The sequence below is a fragment of the Geomonas diazotrophica genome (assembly GCF_018919385.1).
Taxonomy (GTDB): domain Bacteria; phylum Desulfobacterota; class Desulfuromonadia; order Geobacterales; family Geobacteraceae; genus Geomonas; species Geomonas diazotrophica.
The window spans coordinates 20,272-42,552 of record NZ_JAHLMF010000008.1 but is presented as its reverse complement, the minus strand read 5'-3'; the positions used below and the strand labels follow the sequence as shown (position 1 = coordinate 42,552).

The following is a 22,281-nucleotide window of genomic DNA, read 5'->3' as shown; positions in this document are numbered from 1 at the left end:
GGAAAGTCATGCACGTAGAACAGATCTCCATATTCATCGAAAACAAGTTCGGACGTCTGGCAGAGGTTACCCGCATCCTGGGCGATGCCGGGGTGAACATCCGTACCCTTTCCCTGGCGGACACCTCCGATTTCGGGATCCTGCGACTGATCGTGAACGACACGGAGAAGGCGAGAAACGTCCTCAAGGAGCGCGGCTTCACGGTGAGCAAGACCGAGGTGGTCGCGGTCGAGATCCCGGATCGTCCCGGCGGGCTCGCCGACATCCTGCAGGTGCTGGATGCCGACGGGATCAACGTCGAGTACATGTATGCCTTCGTGGAGCGCTGCGGCGAGAACGCGGTGATGATCTTCCGCTTCGACGAGACCCAGAAGGCGATCACCACCCTGACCGGCAAGAGCTTCAACGTGCTGCCGGGGGAGAGGCTTTATAGCATGTAGTTTCAGTGCCGGGAGGTCAGGCCGTTTATGCGCACGAGCGTCCCTTCGTAGGGGGGAGGGGGGCGAATGATTATTCGCCCCTACAGGTGGGGCCGTAGACGGGGGGAATCGTGGTCGCTGTAGGGGCGAATAAATATTCGCCCAGCGCACTCGCTCCGGCCGGACCGTCGCCCGGCGGCGTCCCAGCCTGGCATGAACCGTTTCTTTAACGGCAGTCGTACAACCTGTTCATATTCAATGCGGTTAACCAAGTAGAGGGGGGCAACAGATGAGAAAGATGTTCGCTGTAGTCGGTATCACCATGCTGCTTCTGTGCAGCGCCAGCGCGGCCTTCGCCGCAGCTCCCATCAAGATCGGGGGACTCTTCGCCGTCACCGGACCTGCTTCCTTTCTTGGCGAACCGGAAAAGAACACCCTTGAATTGCTGGTCAAGGAGACCAACGCCAGGGGGGGCATCAACGGCTCCAAGATCGAACTGTTCATCTACGACACCGGCGGGGACGCCACCAAGGCGGTGCAGCTCGCCAGCAAGCTGATCAAGAATGACAAGATTTCCGCCATCGTCGGCCCCAGCACCACCGGTGAATCCATGGCCGTTATCCCCATCGCGGAAAAAGAGCAGATCCCGCTGATCTCCTGCGCCGCCGGCATCAAGATCACCGATCCCGTCAAGAAATGGGTCTTCAAAACCCCTGCCAACGATCACGTCGCGGCGGAAAAGATCCTGATCCAGGCCGAGAAGCTGAAGCAGAAGAACATCGCCCTGATCACCGTTTCCGACTCCTTCGGCTCGTCCGGGCGGGAGCAGTTGAAGCAGATGGCGACCAAGCGCGGCTTCAAGATCGTGGCAGACGAGGTCTACTCCCCCAAAGATACCGACATGACGCCGCAGCTCACCAAGATCAAGGCGGCCAAGCCGGACGCGATCATCTGCTGGGGCACCAACCCCGGTCCCGCTATCATCACCCGCAATCTCCAGCAGCTCGGCATGAAAACACAGGTCTACCAGAGCCACGGTGTCGCCTCCAAGAAGTACATCGAGCTTGCCACCGCCCAGGCCGCTGAGGGGATCATGCTTCCGGCCGGCAAGCTGGCCGTGTTCGACCTGCTGAAGCCGAGCGATCCTCAGGCAAAACTGCTCAAGGACTACAACACCGACTACAAGAAGAGCTATGGCGTCGAGGCCTCCACCTTCGGCGGGTACGCCTACGACGGCTTCCAGCTCATCGCCGCGGCCATCAAGAAAGGCGCCGTCACCCCGGCGCAGATTCGCGACGGCATCGAGAAAAACGGCCGCATGGTGGGCGTGTCCGGCATCTTCAAGATGTCCCCGACCGACCACAACGGCCTCGACCTGGGCGCCTTCGAGATGGTACGCATCGTCAAGGGCGACTGGGTCATCGTGAAATAATGATCTGCGGCGAAAATGCCGCTCAAAAGGGGAGGGAAACCGTGAAAAAACTTGTCTCGACTGCTTTTGCTTCGTTTGCATTGTTCTGCCTGTCCACCGCCGCACTGGCAGCTCCGCCGATCAAGATCGGCGCGCTCTTCGCCGTGACCGGCCCCGCATCGTTCCTCGGGGAGCCCGAGCGCAACACCGCACAGATGGTCGTCGACGAGATCAACAAGGCGGGCGGCGTCAAGGGGCGCAAGCTGGAGCTGATCACCTACGATACCGGCGGGGATGCCACCAAGGCGGTACAGCTCGCCAACAAGCTGGTGAAGAACGACCAGGTGGTCGCCATCATCGGCCCCAGCACCACGGGTGACAGCATGGCCATCATCCCGGTCGTCGAGAAGGCCCAGATTCCGCTCATTTCCTGCGCTGCCGGCAGCAAGATCACCGAGCCGGTGAAGAAGTGGGTCTTCAAGACCGCCCAGAACGACGGGCTGGCCGTCGCCAGGATCTTCGAGCAGCTGAAGAAGGAGAAGAAAACCAAGGTGGCCATTCTCACCGTCTCCGACGGTTTCGGCGCCTCCGGCCGTGAACAGCTGAAGGCCCAGGCTGCCCACTACGGCATCCAGATCCTCTCCGACGACACGTATGGTCCGAAGGACACCGACATGACCGCACAGCTCGCCAAGATCCGCGGCTCCCAGGCCCAGGCGCTCATCTGCTGGGGCACGAACCCGGGCCCGGCCGTCATCGCCAGGAACGCGAAGCAGCTCGGTCTCACCATCCCGGTTTACATGAGCCACGGGGTCTCCTCCAAGAAGTTCATCGAGCTGGCCGGCGACGCTGCCGAGGGGATCAGGCTCCCCTCCGGCAAGGTGCTGGTGGCAGATCTGCTTCCCAAAAATGACAAGCAGCGGAACTCCCTGCTTGCCTTCATCAAGGACTACCAGAACCACTTCAAGGCTGAAGGGGACCACTTCGGCGGCCACGCCTGGGATGCGGTCATGCTGTTGAAAGGCGCCATAGAGAAAGGCGGGGACACCCCCGCCGGCATCCGCAACGCGCTGGAGTCCACCCGCAACTTTGCAGGCATCGGCGGCGTGTTCAGCTACTCCGCCAAAGACCACGCCGGTCTGACCAAGGACGCCTTCACCCTGGTCGAAGTGCGCAAAAAAGACTGGGTGCTGGTCAAGTAGGTAAGAGGATTCATGGAGCTTTTAAACCAAGTAACGCAGTTCGTCATATCGGGGCTCGCCACGGGTGCCATCTACGCCCTGATCGGCCTCAGCTTCGCCATCATCTTCAATTCCACCGGGATCATCAACTTCGCCCAGGGTGAGTTCGTCATGCTGGGCGGGGTGTTGACCATTTTCTCGCTGAACGTGCTGCACCTGCCGCTGGTGGCGGCCATCGTCGTCGCGGTAGCGGTAACCACCATCATCGGCCTTGTTTTCGAGCGGCTGGCCATCCGGCCGCTCAAAAACGCCACTCCGCTCGCACTCATCATCATCACCATCGGTGCCAGCATCCTGATCCGGGGCCTCGTGATGCTGCTTTGGGGCAAGGACACCCAGGCGCTTCCCGCCTTTTCCGGTACCGACCCCATCAGCATCGCCGGGGCGACCCTCTTGCCGCAGCACCTCTGGATCTTCGGCGTCACCATCCTGGTCATCGTGGGCTGCCGGCTCTTCTTCAACCACACCATCAGCGGCAAGGCCATGCGCGCCTGCTCCTTCAACCGTCGCGCCGCCAACCTGGTCGGCATCAGCGTCGGGCGCATGGTCCTCTTCTCCTTCGTGATCAGCGCGGCCGTCGGCTCGCTGGCCGGCGTGATCATCGCGCCGCTCACCATGACCGCCTACGACGTCGGCGTCATGCTGGGGCTCAAGGGGTTCTGCGCCGCCATCATGGGGGGGATGGGGAGCGGGCTCGGCACCGTTTTGGGCGGCCTGATCCTCGGGACCCTGGAGTCGCTTGGGGCCGGTCTGATCTCCTCCGGCTACAAGGACGCCATCGCATTTTTCATCCTGCTCCTGATCCTCTTCATCAGGCCGCAGGGACTTTTCAAGAAGGGCGAAACTGAAAGGGTTTAAGGTTTTACTTTGAAAACGGACAGAATAAAATTTCTCGTTTTTGCCCTCGTGGTGCTGCTCATCCCTCTACCGCTCTCGGGAGGGTATCTCACCAACGTTCTCATCTTCGTCGGGATCAACAGCGTGCTCGCCCTTGGGCTCAACCTCCTTTTGGGCTATGCAGGACAGATCTCCCTGGGGCAGGCCGCTTTCTTCGGCCTGGGCGCCTACGGCTCCGGCGTGCTGACCACCGCCTACGCCATGAACCCGTGGCTCGCCATGATCGCGGTCGCCCTCTGCGTCGCGGCCTTCGCCTTCGCCATCGGCTTCCCGGTGCTGCGACTGAAAGGTCACTACCTCGCCATGGCGACCCTGGGCGTCGGCGTCATCGTCAACATCGCCCTGAACGAAACCGTGGAGCTGACCGGCGGCCCCTCCGGGCTCTCCGGCATTCCCAACCTGCAAGTCGGCAGCCTCACCTTCGACTCGGACCTCAAGAACTACTACCTCGTCTGGGTCTTCGCGCTGGGGATGATCCTTCTCTCCTTGAACCTTGTGAACTCCCGCTTCGGCCGCGGTCTCCGGGCCATTCATGATTCGGAAGTTGCCGCCCGGGTGATGGGCGTCAACGCGAGGCTCATGAAGGTGCAGGTGTTCACGCTCTCGGCCTTCATGTCGGCCATCATGGGGAGTCTCTACTGCCACGTGATGACCTTCATCTCGCCTAGCTCCTTCGGGTTCAGCATGTCGGTGGAACTCCTTACCATGGTTGTCATCGGCGGCCTGGGGAGCGTGTACGGCTCCATCCTTGGGGCCCTGCTCCTGACCCTGCTCCCCGAGATGCTGCGCACCTTCCAGGACTACGACATCATCGTCTACGGCCTTTTGCTCATCACGATGACCATCTACCTGCCGGGCGGTCTCGCGGAGGGGATTCCGGCGCTGTTCCGGCGCCTGGTGCCGGTGAGGAAGGTAACGGAGGGGAGCGATGCTTAGCCTGAACGGTATCGGCAAGAGGTTCGGCGGGCTGACTGCCCTGGAGGGGATCAGTTTCAACGTCGGCAAGGGGTCCATCACCGGCATCATCGGCCCCAACGGAGCCGGCAAGACCACCCTGTTCAACGTCGCCACCGGGATCTATCCCCCGTCCTGCGGCGCGGTGCTTCTCGAGGGGAAGGACATCTCCAAGCTGCCGCCGGAAGGGCGCGCGCGGCTGGGGCTCGTACGTACCTTCCAGAACATCGAACTCTTCGGCAAGATGACCGTGCTGGAAAACGTCATGGTCGGGCTGCACACGCGGAGCAGTTCCGGGCTGTTCGCATGCTCCTTCCGTATGCCCTGGCAGATGAGCGAAGAGCGCCGCATCCGCGAGAGGGCCATGGAGTTGCTCGACTTCGTCGGTATCCCCGAGCTCGCCGCGGTCCAGGCCGGCACCCTTTCCTTCGGCAAGGGGAGGCTTTTGGAGATCGCCCGGGCGATGGCACTGGAGCCGAAGATCCTTTTGATGGACGAACCGGCGGCCGGCCTCAACAGCAGCGAGACCGCCGATCTTGCCGACTTGATCAAGAGGATCCGGGACCTGGGCGTCACCGTGGCCCTGGTCGAGCACGACATGGACCTGGTCATGGACATCTGCGACCAACTGGTGGTCTTGAACCTCGGCACCATGCTTGCCGAAGGGACGCCGCGTCAGATCCAGGACAACCCCGCCGTCATCACCGCGTATCTCGGCGAGGAATAGCTCCGTTCCCTTTCCCGACCCCTTTTCAGGAGGGTAGGGAAGAGTGCCTCCAGTCTCTCTCCCCCCGGGAGGGGGCGCCCGAAGGGGAGGGGAGGGAGATGCCCCGAGCGAGAGAGGCGCCCACTTGCGGCGCCCTCACCCCCAGCCCCTCTTCCGATGGGCGAGGGGGGACAATCAAGGACAACCGTTAATGCTAAAAATCAAGAACATCAACGCCTACTACGGCAAGGTGCACGCACTAAAAAACGTCTCGCTGCATCTCAAGGCCGGCGAAATAGTGACGCTCATCGGCGCCAACGGGGCCGGCAAGACCACGCTCCTCAACACCCTGTCGGGGATCATTCCGACTGCGAACGGCGAGATCCTGCTGGAGGGGCAGAACATAGCCGGACACGCGGCGGACCGCGTGGTTTCCCTCGGGCTGTCTCAGGTGCCGGAGGGGCGCCAGGTTTTTAACCCGCTCACGGTCGAGGAGAATCTGGAACTGGGCGCCTACCTGCGCTACCGTGCCGGCGGACAGAGGGCTGAGATCGGCGCCGACCTGGAGCGTATGTTCCAGATGTTCCCGAGGCTCAAGGAGCGCCGTCGCCAGGCCGCAGGGACGCTTTCCGGCGGGGAGCAGCAGATGCTCGCCATCGGCCGTGCGCTCATGGCCCGTCCCAAGCTGCTGCTTCTGGATGAGCCGTCCATGGGGCTCGCCCCGCTGGTTGTGCAGGACATCTTCAAGGTGATCGAGCGGCTGAGGGGCGAGGAGGGGACCACCATCCTCCTGGTCGAGCAGAACGCGCGCGCCGCCCTGAAGGTGGCCGACCGCGGCTACGTCCTTGAGACGGGTAAAGTGATACTTGAAGGAAAGGCGTCCGAGCTGCTGGAAAACAAGGACGTTCAGCGCGCCTATCTGGGGCGTGACAAGAAAGAAATTTGGGAGAGGTAGCTATGCAGATTTGGGATCCCGATTACGAGTGCATGCCGCGGGAAGAGATCGAGCAACTCCAGTTGGAGCGGCTCCAGGCTACTCTGAACCGCGTTTACAAGAACGTCACCTGCTACCGCACCAGGTTCAAGGAGATGGGGATCGTCCCCGAGGACGTCCGGTCCCTCGCGGACCTGTCCAAGCTCCCGTTCACCACCAAGGAGGACCTGCGCCTCAACTACCCGTACGGCATGTTCGCGGTGCCGCTGCGCGAGGTGGTCCGCATCCACTCCTCCTCCGGCACCACCGGTAAGCCCACCGTCGTGGGGTACACGAAGCACGACCTCAAGGTCTGGTCCGGCCTGGTGGCCCGCTTCATGACCGCAGCCGGCGTGAACAGCGACGACGTGGTGCAGATCGCCTTCGGTTACGGCCTCTTCACCGGCGCCTTCGGCCTGCATTACGGCTCCGAGATGATCGGCGCCTCCGTCATTCCGATGGGCGCGGGGAACACCGAAAAGCAGATCATGATCATGCAGGATTACCGCACCACCGCACTGGTTTCCACCCCGAGCTACGCGGTCACCATCGCGGAGCGGATGGAGAAGATGGGCATCGACCCCAAGAACCTCACCCTGAAGGTCGGTCTCTTCGGCGGTGAGCCCTGGTCGGAGTCGATGCGGCGCGAGATCGAGGAGAGGCTCGGCATCACCGCCACCGACAACTACGGCCTCTCCGAGGTCATAGGCCCGGGCGTCGCCGGCGAGTGCCTGTGCAAGCGCGGCATGCACATCTCCGAGGACCACTTCATCGCCGAGATCATCGACCCGGACACCGGCGCGGTGCTTCCCCCGGGGAGCGTCGGCGAGCTGGTGCTTACCTCGCTCACCAAGGAAGCGTTCCCGATGGTGCGTTACCGGACCCGCGACATCACCTCGCTCGACTACGACAAGTGCGACTGCGGCAGGACCATGGTCCGCATGAAGAAGACCATGGGGCGCTCCGATGACATGCTCATCATCAAGGGGGTCAACGTCTACCCGTCCCAGATCGAGGACGTGCTTTTCGCCATCGAGGGGTGCCAGCCGCATTACCAGCTGGTCGTGGACCGGAAGGGTGCGCTGGATACCCTGGAGATCCGCATCGAGGTCACCGAGAACATCTTCTTCGACGAGATGAAGAAGCAGAAGGCCTTCCTGGACAAGGTCGAGAAGAAGATCGATTCCGTCCTCGGGGTGGGGGCCGTGGTGAAGCTGGTTGAGCCCCACAGCATCCCCAGGGCTGAAGGCAAAGCATGCCGCGTCATTGACAACAGGAAAATCTAGACTAGCATTGATTCCGCTTTTGCTTTCTGGTTGGTGTTACCTGCCTACGAAAAGCTGACTCTCAGATGGGGCACGCCCCCCCGACACTACCAAGGAGGAATCAAAATGAAAAAAGTTGTCATTGCTACTGCTGCTGTGCTGTCTATGTCGGTAATCGCGGTTCCCGCCTTCGCCGACGTCAAGAAGGGCGAGAAGATCGACGCCAAGGCCGAGTTCGATAAGCACTGTGTCGCCTGCCACCCGAAAGGGGGCAACATCATCAACCCCAAGAAGGGGCTCGGCAAGAAGGACCTCGCCGCCAACGGGGTAAAGACCGAGAAGGATATCGTCGCCAAGATGCGCAACCCGGGTCCCGGGATGACCAAGTTCGACGCCAAGTCCGTTCCCGATGTCGAGGCCCACGCCATCGCCAAGTACATCATGGCTACCTTCAAATAGTTCAGCTTCAGATAGAGGGACGGCATAAGCAAAGAGCGCCGCAGGAAACCTGCGGCGCTCTTTTTGTGTTCACTTGAGGAGTTCTCCCCTCCCCTTGGGAGAGGGTGCCCGGAGGGCGGGTGAGGGGGCTTCGCGCGTCATGTTGCCTTTTGCCGCGCCCTCACCCCACCCCCTCTCCCGAAGGGCGAGGGGGATAGGGGGAAGCAGTTCGCGTTTTTGTTGCTAGACTCTGAGGCCGTTCTCTCTCCCGAAGGGCGAGGGGTACTCACGCGCGGTGCCTTAAAGCGTCTGCTTCGCTGCGGAAATCTTGATTTCCAGCACGGCCCTGGCCCAGGGGAAGGTGGCCTTGGTCGAGTCGAAAGAGGGGCCGGAATCGACGATGGTGCCCGTTCCCTCCAGGAAGAACCCGGTGCCGGGACCATGACTGCCCTCAACCTCGCGCGCACCCAGCGTGAGCAGAACCCTCGGGTTCTGGGCGAGGTTGTTCTCGGTCACGTGCATGTACCCGACCGGCACCAGCAGTTTCCCGTCCGCACTGATCCTCAGGTAGCTGTTCCAGGTGTTGACCATGTGTGGGCCTTCAATCCCCTGTGTCACTATGGCCACCACGCCCTCATGCGCCATCACTTCTTTCATCTTGTCCGGAATTGTAATCATCTCGGTTCCTCCTTTGGCAGTTGTCGCTGGCTTGATGGCGTACTTGTTTATCTACTTACCGCTTTACTTGTTTAGATGTTTATTTCGCCTCGGCTATGAGTGCGGCTTCAGGAGCTTTGTCCGGAACGCGCATCCATTGTGCGGCAATGAGTGAGATGACACCAAGCACGGTGCCGGCAATGAAAGGAATCCGGTAATCCATCATCCAGAAGTACCCGCCCAGGGCCGGCAGGAAGACGGCCGCGATGTGATTGATGGTGAACCCCACTGACATGGACGAGGCGATGTCGGCCGGGTCAGCCACCTTCTGGAAGTAGGTCCTGATGGCGACCTCGAAATTGTAGAGGATGTTGTCCAGTATGTACATCAGCATGACCAGATTTTTGGAGGTGGTGAAGGCGTAGACCAGGAAGATGACGATGACCCCCGAGTACTCGATGGAGGAGATGGTGCGCTCGCCGAAATGGTTGATCGCCTTGCCGATCAGCGAGTTGAGGATGTAGGCCACCACGTTGTTCACGATGAAGAGGATGGTCATCTCGCGCACCGTGAAATGGAATACCTGGACCAGGAGCAGGATGGAAAAGACTACGAAGATCTGCCGCCTGGCGCCGGAGAGGAGCGTGAGGAGGTAAAAGAGCGAATACCTGCGGCGCAGGATCATCTTCTTGCGTTGCGGCACGATCCCGGCGTGGGTCGGGTTCTGGAACAGCCCCCAGATCCCGGCGGCCAGCACCAGCGCCCCGATGGTCAGGTACATCTCGCGGTAATGTGCGACACCGCTCAGGCAGTACACGATGATCCCTGCCACAACGCTGGAAACGGCGGCGAGCGCCCGCAGGCGGCCGAAGATGAGCGGCGACACCGCCGTCGAGAAGTATTGCAGCGTGAGGGACTGGTTGGTGCTTTCGTAGTAGTGGAACCCGAAGCTCATCACCACGGTGGTGAAGATGACCCAGCCATAGGAGGGGAAAAGCGCCGTGATGCCGGTCCCAAGCCCCAGGAGCATCACCGAGAGCGCGGCCAGCTTGTGTTCCCGCACCAGCAGCAAAACGAAGACGACGAGCAGCGACAGGAGCCCGGGGATCTCGCGCACCGACTGCGTCACGCCCACCTGGCTGCCGTTCAGATGAACCATCTCGGCGGCGAAGTTGTTGAAGAGGATGGTGTAGCCCTGCAGGCCGATGGTCGAGGCGGCGGTCAGCACCACCAGGAAGCGCAGCATCGGACGCTGCTCGGAGCTCAAAAGCCCCGCGTCGAGTTTTCCCAGTACACCTTTCATGCAAATACTCCAGTTCGTCTCGCGGTTCGCGCCGGCTCCCGCCGCGCAGAGGGGTATCTTTAACACCGATGGCGCCCGCTGTATATACCACTCTCTTTAATGATCGGGCGTAGGCTTGACATTAATGGGGCGCCCGCTACTTTTTATGAATGTTTTCAGCTCACATCCCTGCACCAAGCTGGAACTGGCAAGGGGGAGGGATGTATCAATTCCAAGGAGGACGTCATGCAAAAGTATCGCTGCACGGTTTGCGGGTACATCTATGATCCGGAGGTAGGGGACATCGACAGCGGTGTAGCACCGGGGACCGCTTTTGAGGACATCCCGGAGGATTGGGTCTGCCCCGTGTGCGGTGTCGACAAGAGCATGTTCGAACCGGCATAAAGCTTCTTCTGGGGGAGACCATTTCATGAAGTGCGTGATCATCGGCGGCATAGCCGCCGGACTTTCCGCCGCCAGTCAGATCAAGCGGCAGTCCCCCGAGGCCAAGGTCATCGTCCTCGAAAAGAGCGGCGATGTCTCTTATGCCGCCTGCGGCATGCCGTACAACCTCTTCTTCAAAGACAAGCCGGTGGAGAAGCTGTACGCTCTTCCCCTGGAGACCATTCGCAAAGAGCGCGGTGTGGACTACCGGCTCTACCAGGAAGTGATCCGCATCGACGCGGGCGGGAAGAAGGTCGAGGTCACCGATCTGAAGAGCGGCAAAAGCTACTGCGAAAGTTACGACTTTCTGGTCTATGCCACCGGAAACAAGGCTATTCGCCTCGACTATCCGGGCTTCGACGGCAGCGACGTCTTCTACTTCAGGACCCTTGAGGACACCCGCCGCGCCAAGGAGTTCCTCTATCAAAAACCTCCTGCCAAGGTGCTCCTGATCGGAGCCGGCTACACCAACCTCGAAATCGCGGACGTCCTCACCAACATGAAGCTCACCCCGGTCATCATCGAGAAGGCGCCCGTCATCCTCCCATCCTTCTGCGAGGAGGTGCGCAGCAAGGTCATGGAAAAGGCCCGCGAGAAGGGGATCGAGCTCCTGACCGGCGTGGACGTCGAGGAGAAGGCTGGTCGCCAGGTGAAGACCTCGGCGGGGACCTTCGAGGCCGACATGGTGGTGGTGGCCGCCGGGGCCAGGCCCAACACGGCCCTCTTCGCCGCGGCGGGGGGCGAGCTGGGCGTTGCCGGCGCCGTGAAGGTGGACCGCTACCTGCGCACCAACCTGGACGGCGTATTCTCCGGGGGGGACTGCGCCGAGCACTACGTTCGGCAACTCGGGCTGAACTCCTACTTCCCGCTGGGGCCGGCAGCCAACAAGCAGGGGCGCGTCATCGGCCACAACATCTGCAACCCCGGCAGGATGACCGAATTCTGGGGCATCGACCAGACTGCCGTCTTCAAATTTTTCGACTACACCATCGCCACCACGGGCTTGAGCGAGCGGCAGTTGCAGACCCTCAACAAGGACGTGGTCAAGGTGGTGGTCGATGGCCCGACCCGGGGCGAGTTCCCCGGCGGCGGCACCATCCGGATCGTGCTCCTGTGCGAGAAGGGGAGCGGCCTTCTTCTGGGGGGGCAGATGGTGGGCGAGGACGTGGTCGCCAAGCGCCTGGACGTCCTGGCGACCGCCATCTACAAGAGCATGACCGTTTTCGAGATCGCCGAGCTCGATTTGAGCTATTCACCGCCCTATGCGCCGGTCTGGGACCCTATCCTGGTCGCGGCCAACGTGGCGGTAAAAAAAGTCTGAGGAGAACAGCATGAGCGTTACCAACAGCTACAACACCCTCTCCACGCTCACCGTGGACGGCAGGACCTACCGCTATCACTCGTTGAAGGCCTTCGCGGCGAACTCCGGCATCGATATCTCCCGGCTTCCCTATTCGATGAAGATCCTGCTGGAGAACCTGCTGCGCCGGGAGGACGGCGTGGTGGTCAAAAAGGAGGACATCGAGGCGGTGGCGCGCTGGGACGCGCAGGCCGAGCCGGACAAGGAGATGCAGTTCATGCCGGCCCGCATCCTGCTGCAGGACTTTACCGGGGTCCCCGCCGTGGCGGACCTGGCGGCCATGCGCTCCGCCCTCAGCCGGCTCGGCGGGCGCCCCTCCGACATCAACCCGATGCAGCGTGCCGACCTGGTCATCGACCACTCGGTGCAGGTGGACCAGTACGGCAGCCAACTGGCGCTCAAGGCGAATTCTGTGCTGGAGTTCGAGCGCAACCACGAGCGCTACCAGTTCCTGCGCTGGGGGCAATCCGCCTTCAGAAACTTCAGCGTCGTACCGCCGGCGACCGGCATCTGCCACCAGGTCAACCTGGAATACCTGGCACAGGTCGCCCTGGTCAACACGGTTGACGGCGAGGAGTGGGTGCTGCCGGACACGCTGGTCGGCACCGACTCGCACACAACCATGATCAACGGCTTAGGCGTGGTGGGCTGGGGGGTAGGGGGGATCGAGGCGGAAGCCGCCATGCTGGGTCAGCCCTGCTCGATGCTTATCCCGCAGGTGGTCGGCTTCCGGCTGACCGGTGCCTTGAGTCCGGGCGCCACCGCGACCGACCTGGTGCTGACCATCACCCAGATGCTCAGGAAGAAGGGGGTGGTGGGCAAGTTCGTCGAGTTCTACGGTCCCGGCTCCGCATCGCTCAACATCGCAGACCGGGCCACCATCGGCAACATGGCGCCCGAGTACGGCGCCACCATCGGCGTCTTCCCCGTCGACGAGCAGACCACCGCTTACCTGGGATTGACCGGCCGCGGGGGCGGGGTGCCGCTGGTGGAGGCGTACTTCAAGGAGCAGGAACTCTGGCGCTCTTCGGATCGCCCCGAGCCGATCTTCAGCGATACCATGGAGCTGGATCTGGCCGACGTGGAGCCCTCTCTCGCCGGACCCAGCCGCCCCATGGACCGCGTGCGCCTCAAAGAGGTGCGCGGTTCGTTCAGGAGGCAACTGGTTACCCTTCGCCAGCAGGACGCGGCGCACGTGGACAAGGAGACTCTCAACCGCTGGCTCGGGGAGGGAGGATCGCCGGTAACCGTCGCGCCGGAGCTGATGGCGGAACACCCGGACAAGGCCCTGGGTTCGCTCGGCCAGTGTGTCCCGGTGCGTCAGCCCGACGGCACGAGCTACAACCTCTGCCACGGTTCCATCGTCATCGCGGCCATCACCAGTTGCACCAACACCTCGAACCCCTCGGTGATGATCGGCGCAGGCCTCCTCGCCAGGAACGCGGTACGGCGCGGCTTGCAGGTGCGCCCCTGGGTGAAGACCAGCCTCGCACCCGGCTCCAAGGTGGTCACCGACTACCTGGCTGCCGCCTGTTTGACGCCCTACCTGGACGCGCTCCGCTTCCACCTGGTCGGCTACGGTTGCACCACCTGCATCGGCAACAGCGGTCCGCTGGCCGACCACATCTCCCGTGCCGTGGTCGAAGGCGATCTCGCTGTAGCGGCGGTCCTCTCAGGCAACCGCAACTTCGAGGGGCGCATCAACGCTCACGTGCGGGCCAACTACCTGGCCTCGCCGCCGCTCGTGGTCGCCTACGCGCTGGCCGGGAACATCAACATCGACCTCACCCGTGATCCCATCGGTACCGATCCCAACGGCGAGCCGGTGTACTTGAAGGACATCTGGCCGGATGACAAGGAGGTGGCTGAGCTTGTGCAAAGCTGCGTCCATGCCGAGTCCTTCGCCACCAACTACGCCGACGTCTTCCACGGCGAGGACGAGTGGCGCGGCCTTACCGTCCCTAGCGGCGAGTTGTACCAATGGCAGGAGGACTCCACCTACATCAAGGAACCTCCTTTCTTCCTGGAACTGCCGCCCCAGCCGGAATCCATCCCCGACATCACCGGGGCGCGCTGCCTGGCGCTTTTGGGGGACTCCATCACCACGGACCACATCTCCCCCGCCGGCTCGATCGGCAAGGCGACTCCAGCAGGGCGCTACCTGATGTCGCTTGGCATCGAGCCCAAGGACTTCAACTCCTACGGCGCACGGCGCGGCAACCACGAGGTGATGGTGCGCGGTACCTTCGCCAACACCCGGATCAGGAACGCCCTGGTGCCGGGTGTAGAGGGGGGCGTGACCATGTACTTTGCCAAGGGAGACGGCAGCGGCAGGCAGATGTCCATTTTCGAGGCCTCGGAGAACTACCAGGCCGAAGGCACCCCGCTGGTCGTCATCGCCGGGAAGGAGTACGGGACCGGTTCCTCGCGCGACTGGGCGGCCAAGGGGACCAAGCTCCTCGGCATCCGTGCCGTCATCGCCGAGAGCTTCGAGAGGATCCACCGCTCCAACCTGGTGGGAATGGGGATTCTCCCGCTGCAGTTCCTGCCGGGCGACAGCTACAAGGGGATCGGCCTGGACGGCACCGAGAGCTTCGACCTGACCGGGCTGGATTCGCTTACGCCTGGGCAGAAGCTCGAGGTGAAATTCACCAGGGTCGACGGTTCCGCAGGCACCTTCACCGTCCAGGTGCGCATCGACACTTCCAACGAACACGATTACTACCACCACGGCGGGATACTGCCGTTCGTGCTGAGGCAGTTCCTCAAAAGTTGATTTTCACCACGTGGTCCACCACCTGTAGGGGCGAATAATCATTCGCCCCTTTCTTTGTCATAACCGAAGACGCCCCCTCAGCGCCGTTGCGCCCCCCCCTAGCTTTACGTCCCAACCTTGAATCAAAGGCGGGCGAATGATCATTCGCCCTTACAAGGCATTTGGTGGCCTTTTCATACCCCATGCGGTCGTCGAGACACTCCGGAGGCGCAACCTCCCTGTCATCATTCCCCGCGCTTTATCCGTTGCATCGTGTGTGATTCCCTCTTGACCTTTATACCCCCTAGGGGTATTGTTGCCTTAGTCATATACCCCCGTGGGGTATCAAAGGTTCGGAGGGAGCCATGAGCGACTCGCCAAAAAACAAGTTGAACACCCGTGTGAAAAGAATCGCCGGGCAGGTGGCCGGAATAGAGCGGATGCTGGAGGAGAAGCGTTACTGCGTGGACATCCTGAACCAGATCTCCGCGGTGCGCTCCGCGCTGGATGCCCTGGGGGTGGAACTGCTGACCCGGCACCTGGAGAACTGCGTGCTGGGGCAGGGGGGCGACAAGCAACACGACCAGGCCAAGCCGATGAGCCAGCAGCAGTTGCTGGACGAGGTGAAGACGGCGCTGTCGCGTTTCCTGAAGTAGTGTTTTAGGGAGGATTAATACAATGGCTGAAAAAGTATCGTTACGCGACCCGGTCTGCGGGATGGAAGTCGGCGCAGCGGCGCCCCTTTCCGCGACGCACCAAGGGACCACCTACAAATTCTGCTCCGCGAGTTGCCTGGAAAAATTCCTGGCCTCGCCGGAGACCTACCTTGGGGAAAAGGCTGCGCCTGCACCGACTCCAGCACCTGCACATGTGGAACAGTGCGAGATGCCGCTTCTGGGCATGAGCTGCGCCGGTTGCGCCGGGCGGATCGAGAAGACCCTGAACGCGACGCCGGGAGTGGTGACTGCGGCGGTGAACTTCGCCACGACCCGCGCCACCGTCAAGTACGATCCCAAGGAAACGAGCCCCGACGGCCTTAAACAGGTGGTGCGCGACATGGGCTACGACGTGCTGGAGTCCGGTGGCGGCGAAACCGACGAGGCCGGCATGCTGGAAGCGCAGACCCAGGTGCATGAGGCACAGTACCGGAAGAACAGGACCAAGTTCTTCCTCGCGCTGGCCCTGACGCTGCCGGTTGCCGTACTTGCCATGGGCGGACACGTGGTGCCTGCACTGGCGGACCTCTTCAGCTTCCCGGGACGCGCCTGGGTCGAACTCGCCCTCACCACTCCGGTCTTGTTCTGGGCCGGGCGCGAGTTCTTTACCGGCGCCTGGACCGCTGCCAGGCACCGCGTCGCCGACATGAATACGCTGGTTGCCCTGGGCACGCTCTCCGCCTACATCTTCAGCCTGGTCGCGACCATCGCCCCGCAATGGTTGATGGCGGGAGCAGGCACGGCAGCCGAAGCGGGCGATCACGGCCACGCCATGGCTTCGCCGGTCGGCGTCTACTACGAGGTCGCTGCCATCATCGTCACCCTGATCCTGATGGGGCGCCTTCTGGAGGCACGTGCCCGCAGCAAAACCAGCGGAGCCATCCACGCCCTGATCGGCCTGCAGCCCAAGCTGGCCCGGGTGGTGCGCGACAAAAAGGAGATGGACATCCCCATCGCCGAGGTGCAACTGGGCGAGGTCATCGTGGTGCGCCCCGGAGAGAAGGTCCCCGTGGACGGCGAGGTGGTCGAGGGAACGTCGTCGGTCGACGAGAGCATGCTGACCGGCGAGCCGCTGCCGGTGCACAAGAAAACCGGCGACACGGTGATCGGCGCCACGCTCAACAAGACCGGCTCCTTCCGGATGCGCGCCACCAGGATCGGCAAGGACACCGTTTTGCAGCAGATCGTACGCCTGGTACAGCAGGCCCAGGGGAGCAAGGCTCCCATCCAGCGCCTGGCCGACCTGATCGCGAGCTACTTCGTACCGGTGGTCATCAGCCTGGCCATTGCCGCTTTCGTGGTCTGGTTCGATGTCTCGCCGCCCGAGACGCGCCTGAACATGGCGGTGCTGACCTTCGTGTCGGTGCTGATCATCGCCTGCCCCTGCGCCCTCGGTCTGGCCACACCGACCGCCATCATGGTCGGCACAGGACGGGGCGCCCAGAGCGGCATCCTGATCAAAGGTGGCGAGGCGCTGGAAACGGCACACAAGCTGACCACCATCGTACTGGACAAGACCGGCACCATCACCCGCGGCGTCCCGTCGGTGACCGACATCGAAAGCGAGGGACTCGACCGTCAAACCTTGCTGCAACTTGCGGCATCGGCTGAAGCCGGCAGCGAGCACCCGCTCGGGGAGGCGATCGTGCGCTCGGCCGACGAACAGGGGCTAGCAAGGCTCGCGGTAAACGGCTTTAACGCCATTCCCGGCCACGGCATCGAGGCGGAGATAGATGGCAGAAAGATCCTGATCGGCACCGAGTTGCTGCTCGCGAACCACGGCATCCGCGTCGAGCCTTCCAAGGCTCACCGGCTGGCGGATGAAGGCAAGACCCCTGTCATGGTTGCCGTCGACGGGACGTTCGCCGGCGTCATCGCCATAGCCGACCCCATCAAGGAAGGCTCCACCGGTGCCGTCCAGCGTCTGCACGCCCTCGGGCTCGAGGTGATCATGCTGACCGGCGACAACCGCCGCACCGCCGACTCCATCGCGCGCCAGGTCGGCGTCGACCGCGTGGTGGCCGAAGTGCTGCCGGACGGGAAGGGGGAGGAGATCAAGAAGTTGCAGGCGCAGGGGAAGGTGGTGGCGATGGTGGGCGACGGCATCAACGACGCCCCCGCGCTCGCCCAGGCCGACGTCGGCATCGCCATGGGTAGCGGCACCGACGTGGCCATCGAGGCGGCCGACATCACGCTGGTGCGCGGCGACCTGAACGGCGTCATCTCCAGCATCGCGCTCTCCCGCGCCACCATCGCCAACATCAAGCAGAACCTGTTCTTCGCCTTCATCTACAACATCCTCGGCATCCCGATCGCCGCTGGGATCCTGTACCCGTTCACCGGCTGGCTGTTGAGCCCGATCATCGCCTCGCTCACCATGGCGCTCTCGTCGGTCAGCGTGGTAACCAACGCCCTGCGGCTGCGCGGGTTCACCGTAGAGAGGGGATAACCATGGAAACGTCTCAAATACTGGTCACTGTGGCCGGAGTAGCCCTGATAGCCGGCAACCTCTGGTTCTTTTTCGGCAAAAAGACTACCATCAAGCCTGTTGCCAAGGGTGCTCTCTACGCCTGCCCGATGCATCCCTGGATCACCAGCGACGATCCGACCGCGGATTGTTCGATCTGCGGGATGAAGCTGGTCAGAAGCGACAAGGCGGGCAAGTAACGGCACCGCGGCCGTGTGTGGAATATTCTGCTGGGTACGTGGAATATTCCCCCGCGGCCGTTGCCGTGCCCTGCCGCCGGCACTTTGCTGAAACGGGAATACGGGGAGTTAGCCCCTGTATCGTCCTTTGGCATGACACTTGATTAAACGCTATCCGGTAGTCGTTGAAAAAGGCTGCCGCGGGGCTCCTCCTCCTCGGTCCCGCGGCAGCTTTCAATGCCGGCAACCTCCCTCACCCGGCCTTCGGCCACCCTCTCCCGGAGGGCGAGGGTATGGTCAGCAACGAACACAGGACCCGGCCTTCGGCCATCCTCTCCCGGAGGGCGAGGGTATGGTCAGCAACGAACAACCACCCGGCCTTCGGCCACCCTTTCCTGGAGGGCGAGGGTATGGTCAGCAACGAACACAGCACCCGGCCTTCGGCCACCCTTTCCCGGAGGGCGACGGTATGGTCAGCGCCGAACACAGCACCCGGCCGCCACCCTCTCCCAGAGGGAGAGGGTATGGTCAGCAACGAACACACGTCCACTGTAGGGGCGAATAATCATTCGCCCTTACTTGCACCGATCGACACGCATCTCGGAGACAAGATGAAACTGCACACCATCTCGATCAACAACCTGAAACGCCGCAAGGCCAAGATGGCCTTTCTGACCATTGGGCTCATGGTCGGCATCGCCACCATCGTGACCCTGGTCACCCTGACCCGTTCCATGTCCAACGATATCGAAAGGAAGATGGACGAATTCGGGGCCAACATCCTGATCACCCCCCAGAGCAACGGCCTCTCCATGAACTACGGCGGCATCAGCCTGGGGGGCGTCACTTTCGACCAGCGCGAGATCAAGGAGGCGGACCTGGACAAGGTCCGCAAGATCAAGAACAACAAGAACATCTCCTCCATCTCTCCCAAGGTGCTGGGTGGCGTCAAAGTGGGTACCCACGACGTGCTGCTGGTGGGGGTGGATTTCGCTGCAGAGCTCAAGATGAAGCAGTGGTGGCAGATCTTCGGCAGCGAGCCCAAGGGTGACAACGAGGTGCTTCTGGGCAGCGATGCATCCAACACCCTCAACGCAACTTCCGGCGACAACATTGAGATCAAGGGTGAGAAGTTCAAGGTGGCTGGTGTCCTGAACCAGACCGGCTCGCAGGACGATTCGCTCGTCTTCATGGCGCTCCCGAAGGCACAAAAGGTGCTCGGCAAGGAAGGGAAGATCACCATGGCCGAGGTGGCGGCTCTCTGCTCCGGCTGCCCGATTTCCGACATGGTGAACCAGATCGCCGAACTGCTTCCGGACAGCAAGGTCTCTGCGATCCAGCAGGTTGTGGCAGGCCGGCTGAAGGCGTTGGACCAGTTCAAGAGATTCTCCTACGCCATGGGGAGCGTGGTGGTCTTCATCGGATCGCTCATCGTCTTCGTGACCATGATGGGGAGCGTGAACGAGCGCACCACCGAGATCGGCGTCTTCCGTGCCATCGGCTTCAGAAAGAGCCACATCATGCGCATCATTCTGCTGGAGGCTGCGCTCGTGAGCCTTTTGGCAGGCATCCTCGGCTACGCGGCGGGCATGGGGGGGGCGAAGCTCGCGCTCCCGTTCATGGCCGAAACCAAGAACGCCCACCTGGTTTGGGACGCAACCGTTGCCTTCGGCTCGATAGGGCTGGCGCTTCTTCTTGGCATCCTCGCGAGCCTGTACCCCGCGCTGCATGCCAGCAAGATGGACCCGACCGAAGCCCTCCGGGCGCTTTAAGAGAGGACGACATGGCGATTATAGAGATGAAGAACGTGAAGAAGCAGTACCAGACGGGGTCCGACCTGGTCGAGGCGCTGCGCGGCGTGGACATAAGCATCGAGGCGGGCGAGTTCATCACCATCATGGGGCAGTCCGGCTCCGGCAAAAGCACGCTGCTCTCGGTGCTCGGCGGGATGAACCACCCGACCAGCGGCGAGGTCGAGATGGCCGGGGTGAAGCTGTACCAGTTGAAGAGCGAGGAATTGGCAGACTTTCGCGCCCAGAACCTCGGGTTCGTGTTCCAGTCCTTCCACCTGATCCAGTACCTGACCGCCCTGGAGAACGTCATGCTGCCGCTGGCCATCGTGAAGATGAGCACGGCTGCCAAGAGGGAGGCCGCGCGCCAGGCGCTGGAGCGGGTCGGTCTCGGTGCCAAGACCGATCGTCTGCCCAACCAGCTATCGGGCGGCGAGCAGGAGCGGGTCGCCATCGCCCGCGCCATCGTCAACAATCCGCACATCCTGCTGGCGGACGAACCGACCGGAAACCTCGACTCGAAAACCAGCGAGGAAGTCATGGCACTGTTCAGGCAACTGAATGAGGCTGGGCAGACCGTGGTGATGGTTACTCATAACCCGGAGAACGGCGCTTATTCGGACCGTACCATTCATTTAAAGGATGGCTTGATCAGCGCCTAGGGGCCGATTGCTTCTTATAAAACTGAAAAATCTGAGGAGCACATACTTCTTTTACTTGGTGCTCTTCAGATTTTTCTTTTTGTGTCGATTACTGAAGCTGAGAGCAAAATGTGACGAAGTGTGTATAATATTCCACGGTAACTGCTGAATATCCTTCGCATTGTAGACCAGTTGCAGTGCCTGATGCATTGTAAAACGAGCACTTATAGGTCGGGCACGGATCGTGTAACACCTTGTGAAAGCTACCGCCAAGTTTTCTGGAGTCACCATGAAATACCGGCTTTTTCCGCTGTACCTGTTGTTGTCCATACTGATGACCGCTCCTGCGGTCCACGCCGAAGAGGCAAAACCCGCCCCCGAAAGCCTCGATCAGCTCGTGCAGACGGCACTGTCCGGCAACCCGGAACTGAAGTCCTCCTCCGCACGCTGGGAGATGTACAAGAGCCGCATCAAGCAGGCGGGCGCCCTGGAAGATCCCATGGTGATGTTCAAGCTGCAGAACATGATCGTCACCGATCCCTTGAGCTTCAACAAGGACTCCATGACCCAGAAGGTGGTCGGCATCAGCCAGCAGATCCCCTTTGCGGGCAAGCGGAAGCTCAAGGAAGACATTGCCGCTGCCGAGGCCGAAAGCTACCGCTGGAGCGTCGAGGAACGAAAGCTCGAACTGACCCGCATGGTGCGGGAAGCCTACTACCAGGTCTACTTCACCGATAAATCCCTTGGCATCATCGATAAGAACATAAAGATCCTGGATGACTTCATCACCCTGGCGCAGACCAAGTATTCGGTTGGGCAGGGTGCGCAGCAGGACATCTACAAGGCGCTCCTGGAGCGCTCCAAGATGCTGGACATGAAGATCTCGCTCGAGCAGCAGCGCAGGAGCCTCGAGGTGAGCCTCAACTCGCTGTTGAACCGCCCCCAGAGCACCAAGCTCGGTGCAATCCCCGACTTCAAGCTGGCCCCCTTCGCCTACACCCCTGAACAGCTGCTCGACGTAGCCGAGGAGAACCGGCCCCAGCTGAAGTCGGTCAAGGCGCAGATCGAGAAGGGGAGGGCGGGGCACCTGCTGGCGCAGAAGGAATCCTACCCGGACTTCAACGTCTCCTTCGAATACATGCAGCGCCAGAAGGCCATGGGGAGCGACGGCTCGGACATGTACTCGCTGGGTGTCACCTTTAACCTCCCCATCCAGAAGGAGAGGCGCGCCGCGATGAGGGCCGAGTCGAACTCGGAGGTCAACATGGCGAGAGAGGAGTTAAACGGCGCCCGGAACACCATCTCCTCCGGCATCAACGACCTCCTGGCCCAGATGGAGCGGCGCAGGAAGCTGATCGAACTCTACACCACCGGCATCATTCCCCAGGCTGAGCAGTCGCTGGAGTCGGCCGTGATCGGCTACCGGGTCAACAAGGTCGATTTCCTGACCCTGCTGGACAACCGGGTCACCCTGTTCAATTACGAGCGTGAATACTACGATTCGATGGCGGATTACCAGATGAAGCTGGCCCAGTTGGAAGCCCTGGTCGGCAAGGATCTTTCCTCTCCTCCCGTCGCGAAGCAGGACGGCAACGCTGGTGCCGAGGCTGTGCAGCATGCCGTACCGCACCAGGCGCACCAGGCGCAGTAATAGTCCCATCCCCCCTGGAGGGGGAGGAGCTGAAC

At 61.8% G+C, this 22,281-nt stretch carries 20 protein-coding genes; 18 read left to right on the top strand and 2 right to left on the bottom strand.

What is annotated here, in order from left to right; genetic code table 11:
- The first annotated feature begins 8 nt into the window (after positions 1-8).
- The 9 genes from KOM00_RS10145 to KOM00_RS10105 all read left to right on the top strand — a co-directional run bounded on the left by KOM00_RS10145 (position 9) and on the right by KOM00_RS10105 (position 8,325).
- Entirely contained in the window at positions 9-440 is a 432-nt protein-coding gene (locus KOM00_RS10145; RefSeq protein ID WP_216498808.1) for an ACT domain-containing protein, read from the top strand.
- Positions 441-708: 268 nt separating this feature from the next.
- Entirely contained in the window at positions 709-1,851 is a 1,143-nt protein-coding gene (locus tag KOM00_RS10140; protein WP_216498807.1) for an ABC transporter substrate-binding protein, read from the top strand.
- 41 nt (positions 1,852-1,892) lie between these two features.
- Positions 1,893-3,032, top strand: a complete 1,140-nt coding sequence (locus KOM00_RS10135) for an ABC transporter substrate-binding protein (protein WP_216498806.1) — start codon at positions 1,893-1,895, stop codon at positions 3,030-3,032.
- Positions 3,033-3,044: 12 nt separating this feature from the next.
- Positions 3,045-3,929: a branched-chain amino acid ABC transporter permease gene (locus KOM00_RS10130; protein WP_216498805.1), complete on the top strand. Its 885-nt coding sequence runs from the start codon at positions 3,045-3,047 to the stop codon at positions 3,927-3,929.
- A gap of 9 nt (positions 3,930-3,938) precedes the next feature.
- Positions 3,939-4,904 (top strand): branched-chain amino acid ABC transporter permease, encoded by a 966-nt coding sequence (locus tag KOM00_RS10125; protein ID WP_216498804.1) that lies wholly within the window; start codon positions 3,939-3,941, stop codon positions 4,902-4,904.
- A complete protein-coding gene (locus KOM00_RS10120) occupies positions 4,897-5,649 on the top strand; it encodes an ABC transporter ATP-binding protein (RefSeq protein ID WP_216498803.1) in 753 nt (250 codons plus the stop codon). The genes KOM00_RS10125 and KOM00_RS10120 overlap by 8 nt, the downstream gene beginning before the upstream one ends.
- Before the next feature lie 190 nt (positions 5,650-5,839).
- Positions 5,840-6,583: an ABC transporter ATP-binding protein gene (locus KOM00_RS10115; RefSeq protein ID WP_216498802.1), complete on the top strand. Its 744-nt coding sequence runs from the start codon at positions 5,840-5,842 to the stop codon at positions 6,581-6,583.
- Positions 6,584-6,585: 2 nt separating this feature from the next.
- The gene (locus tag KOM00_RS10110; RefSeq protein ID WP_216498801.1) at positions 6,586-7,887 is read left to right on the top strand and encodes a phenylacetate--CoA ligase family protein; all 1,302 of its coding nucleotides are present in this window, start codon (positions 6,586-6,588) and stop codon (positions 7,885-7,887) included.
- 105 nt (positions 7,888-7,992) lie between these two features.
- On the top strand, positions 7,993-8,325 hold the full coding sequence (locus KOM00_RS10105) for a c-type cytochrome (protein ID WP_216498800.1): 333 nt from the start codon (positions 7,993-7,995) through the stop codon (positions 8,323-8,325).
- A gap of 279 nt (positions 8,326-8,604) precedes the next feature.
- Here the strand turns inward: KOM00_RS10105 and KOM00_RS10100 are convergent, their stop codons facing one another.
- Together KOM00_RS10100 and KOM00_RS10095 are read right to left on the bottom strand one after the other, a co-directional pair.
- Positions 8,605-8,982: a pyridoxamine 5'-phosphate oxidase family protein gene (locus KOM00_RS10100; RefSeq protein WP_216498799.1), complete on the bottom strand. Its 378-nt coding sequence runs from the start codon at positions 8,980-8,982 to the stop codon at positions 8,605-8,607.
- Between the two features lie 79 nt (positions 8,983-9,061).
- Positions 9,062-10,264, bottom strand: a complete 1,203-nt coding sequence (locus KOM00_RS10095; protein WP_216498798.1) for an MFS transporter — start codon at positions 10,262-10,264, stop codon at positions 9,062-9,064.
- A 225-nt stretch (positions 10,265-10,489) separates the two neighbouring features.
- Between KOM00_RS10095 and rd the strand changes: the two genes are divergently transcribed.
- The 9 genes from rd to KOM00_RS10050 all read left to right on the top strand — a co-directional run bounded on the left by rd (position 10,490) and on the right by KOM00_RS10050 (position 22,246).
- Positions 10,490-10,648, top strand: coding sequence for a rubredoxin (gene rd / locus KOM00_RS10090; protein WP_135869943.1), 159 nt, complete (start codon positions 10,490-10,492; stop codon positions 10,646-10,648).
- 25 nt (positions 10,649-10,673) lie between these two features.
- A complete protein-coding gene (locus tag KOM00_RS10085; RefSeq protein WP_216498797.1) occupies positions 10,674-12,008 on the top strand; it encodes an FAD-dependent oxidoreductase in 1,335 nt (444 codons plus the stop codon).
- A gap of 10 nt (positions 12,009-12,018) precedes the next feature.
- Positions 12,019-14,823 (top strand): aconitate hydratase AcnA, encoded by a 2,805-nt coding sequence (gene acnA, locus KOM00_RS10080; RefSeq protein ID WP_216498796.1) that lies wholly within the window; start codon positions 12,019-12,021, stop codon positions 14,821-14,823.
- A 344-nt stretch (positions 14,824-15,167) separates the two neighbouring features.
- Complete coding sequence (locus tag KOM00_RS10075; RefSeq protein WP_216498795.1) at positions 15,168-15,458, top strand: metal-sensitive transcriptional regulator; 291 nt, start codon at positions 15,168-15,170, stop codon at positions 15,456-15,458.
- Between the two features lie 22 nt (positions 15,459-15,480).
- Positions 15,481-17,967, top strand: coding sequence for a heavy metal translocating P-type ATPase (locus tag KOM00_RS10070; protein WP_216498794.1), 2,487 nt, complete (start codon positions 15,481-15,483; stop codon positions 17,965-17,967).
- A gap of 2 nt (positions 17,968-17,969) precedes the next feature.
- Positions 17,970-18,185 (top strand): heavy metal-binding domain-containing protein, encoded by a 216-nt coding sequence (locus KOM00_RS10065; RefSeq protein WP_216498793.1) that lies wholly within the window; start codon positions 17,970-17,972, stop codon positions 18,183-18,185.
- A 590-nt stretch (positions 18,186-18,775) separates the two neighbouring features.
- On the top strand, positions 18,776-19,936 hold the full coding sequence (locus KOM00_RS10060) for an ABC transporter permease (RefSeq protein ID WP_216498792.1): 1,161 nt from the start codon (positions 18,776-18,778) through the stop codon (positions 19,934-19,936).
- An 11-nt stretch (positions 19,937-19,947) separates the two neighbouring features.
- Positions 19,948-20,616 (top strand): ABC transporter ATP-binding protein, encoded by a 669-nt coding sequence (locus KOM00_RS10055; RefSeq protein WP_216498791.1) that lies wholly within the window; start codon positions 19,948-19,950, stop codon positions 20,614-20,616.
- 268 nt (positions 20,617-20,884) lie between these two features.
- Positions 20,885-22,246, top strand: coding sequence for a TolC family protein (locus tag KOM00_RS10050; protein ID WP_216498790.1), 1,362 nt, complete (start codon positions 20,885-20,887; stop codon positions 22,244-22,246).
- Positions 22,247-22,281: the final 35 nt, after the last annotated feature.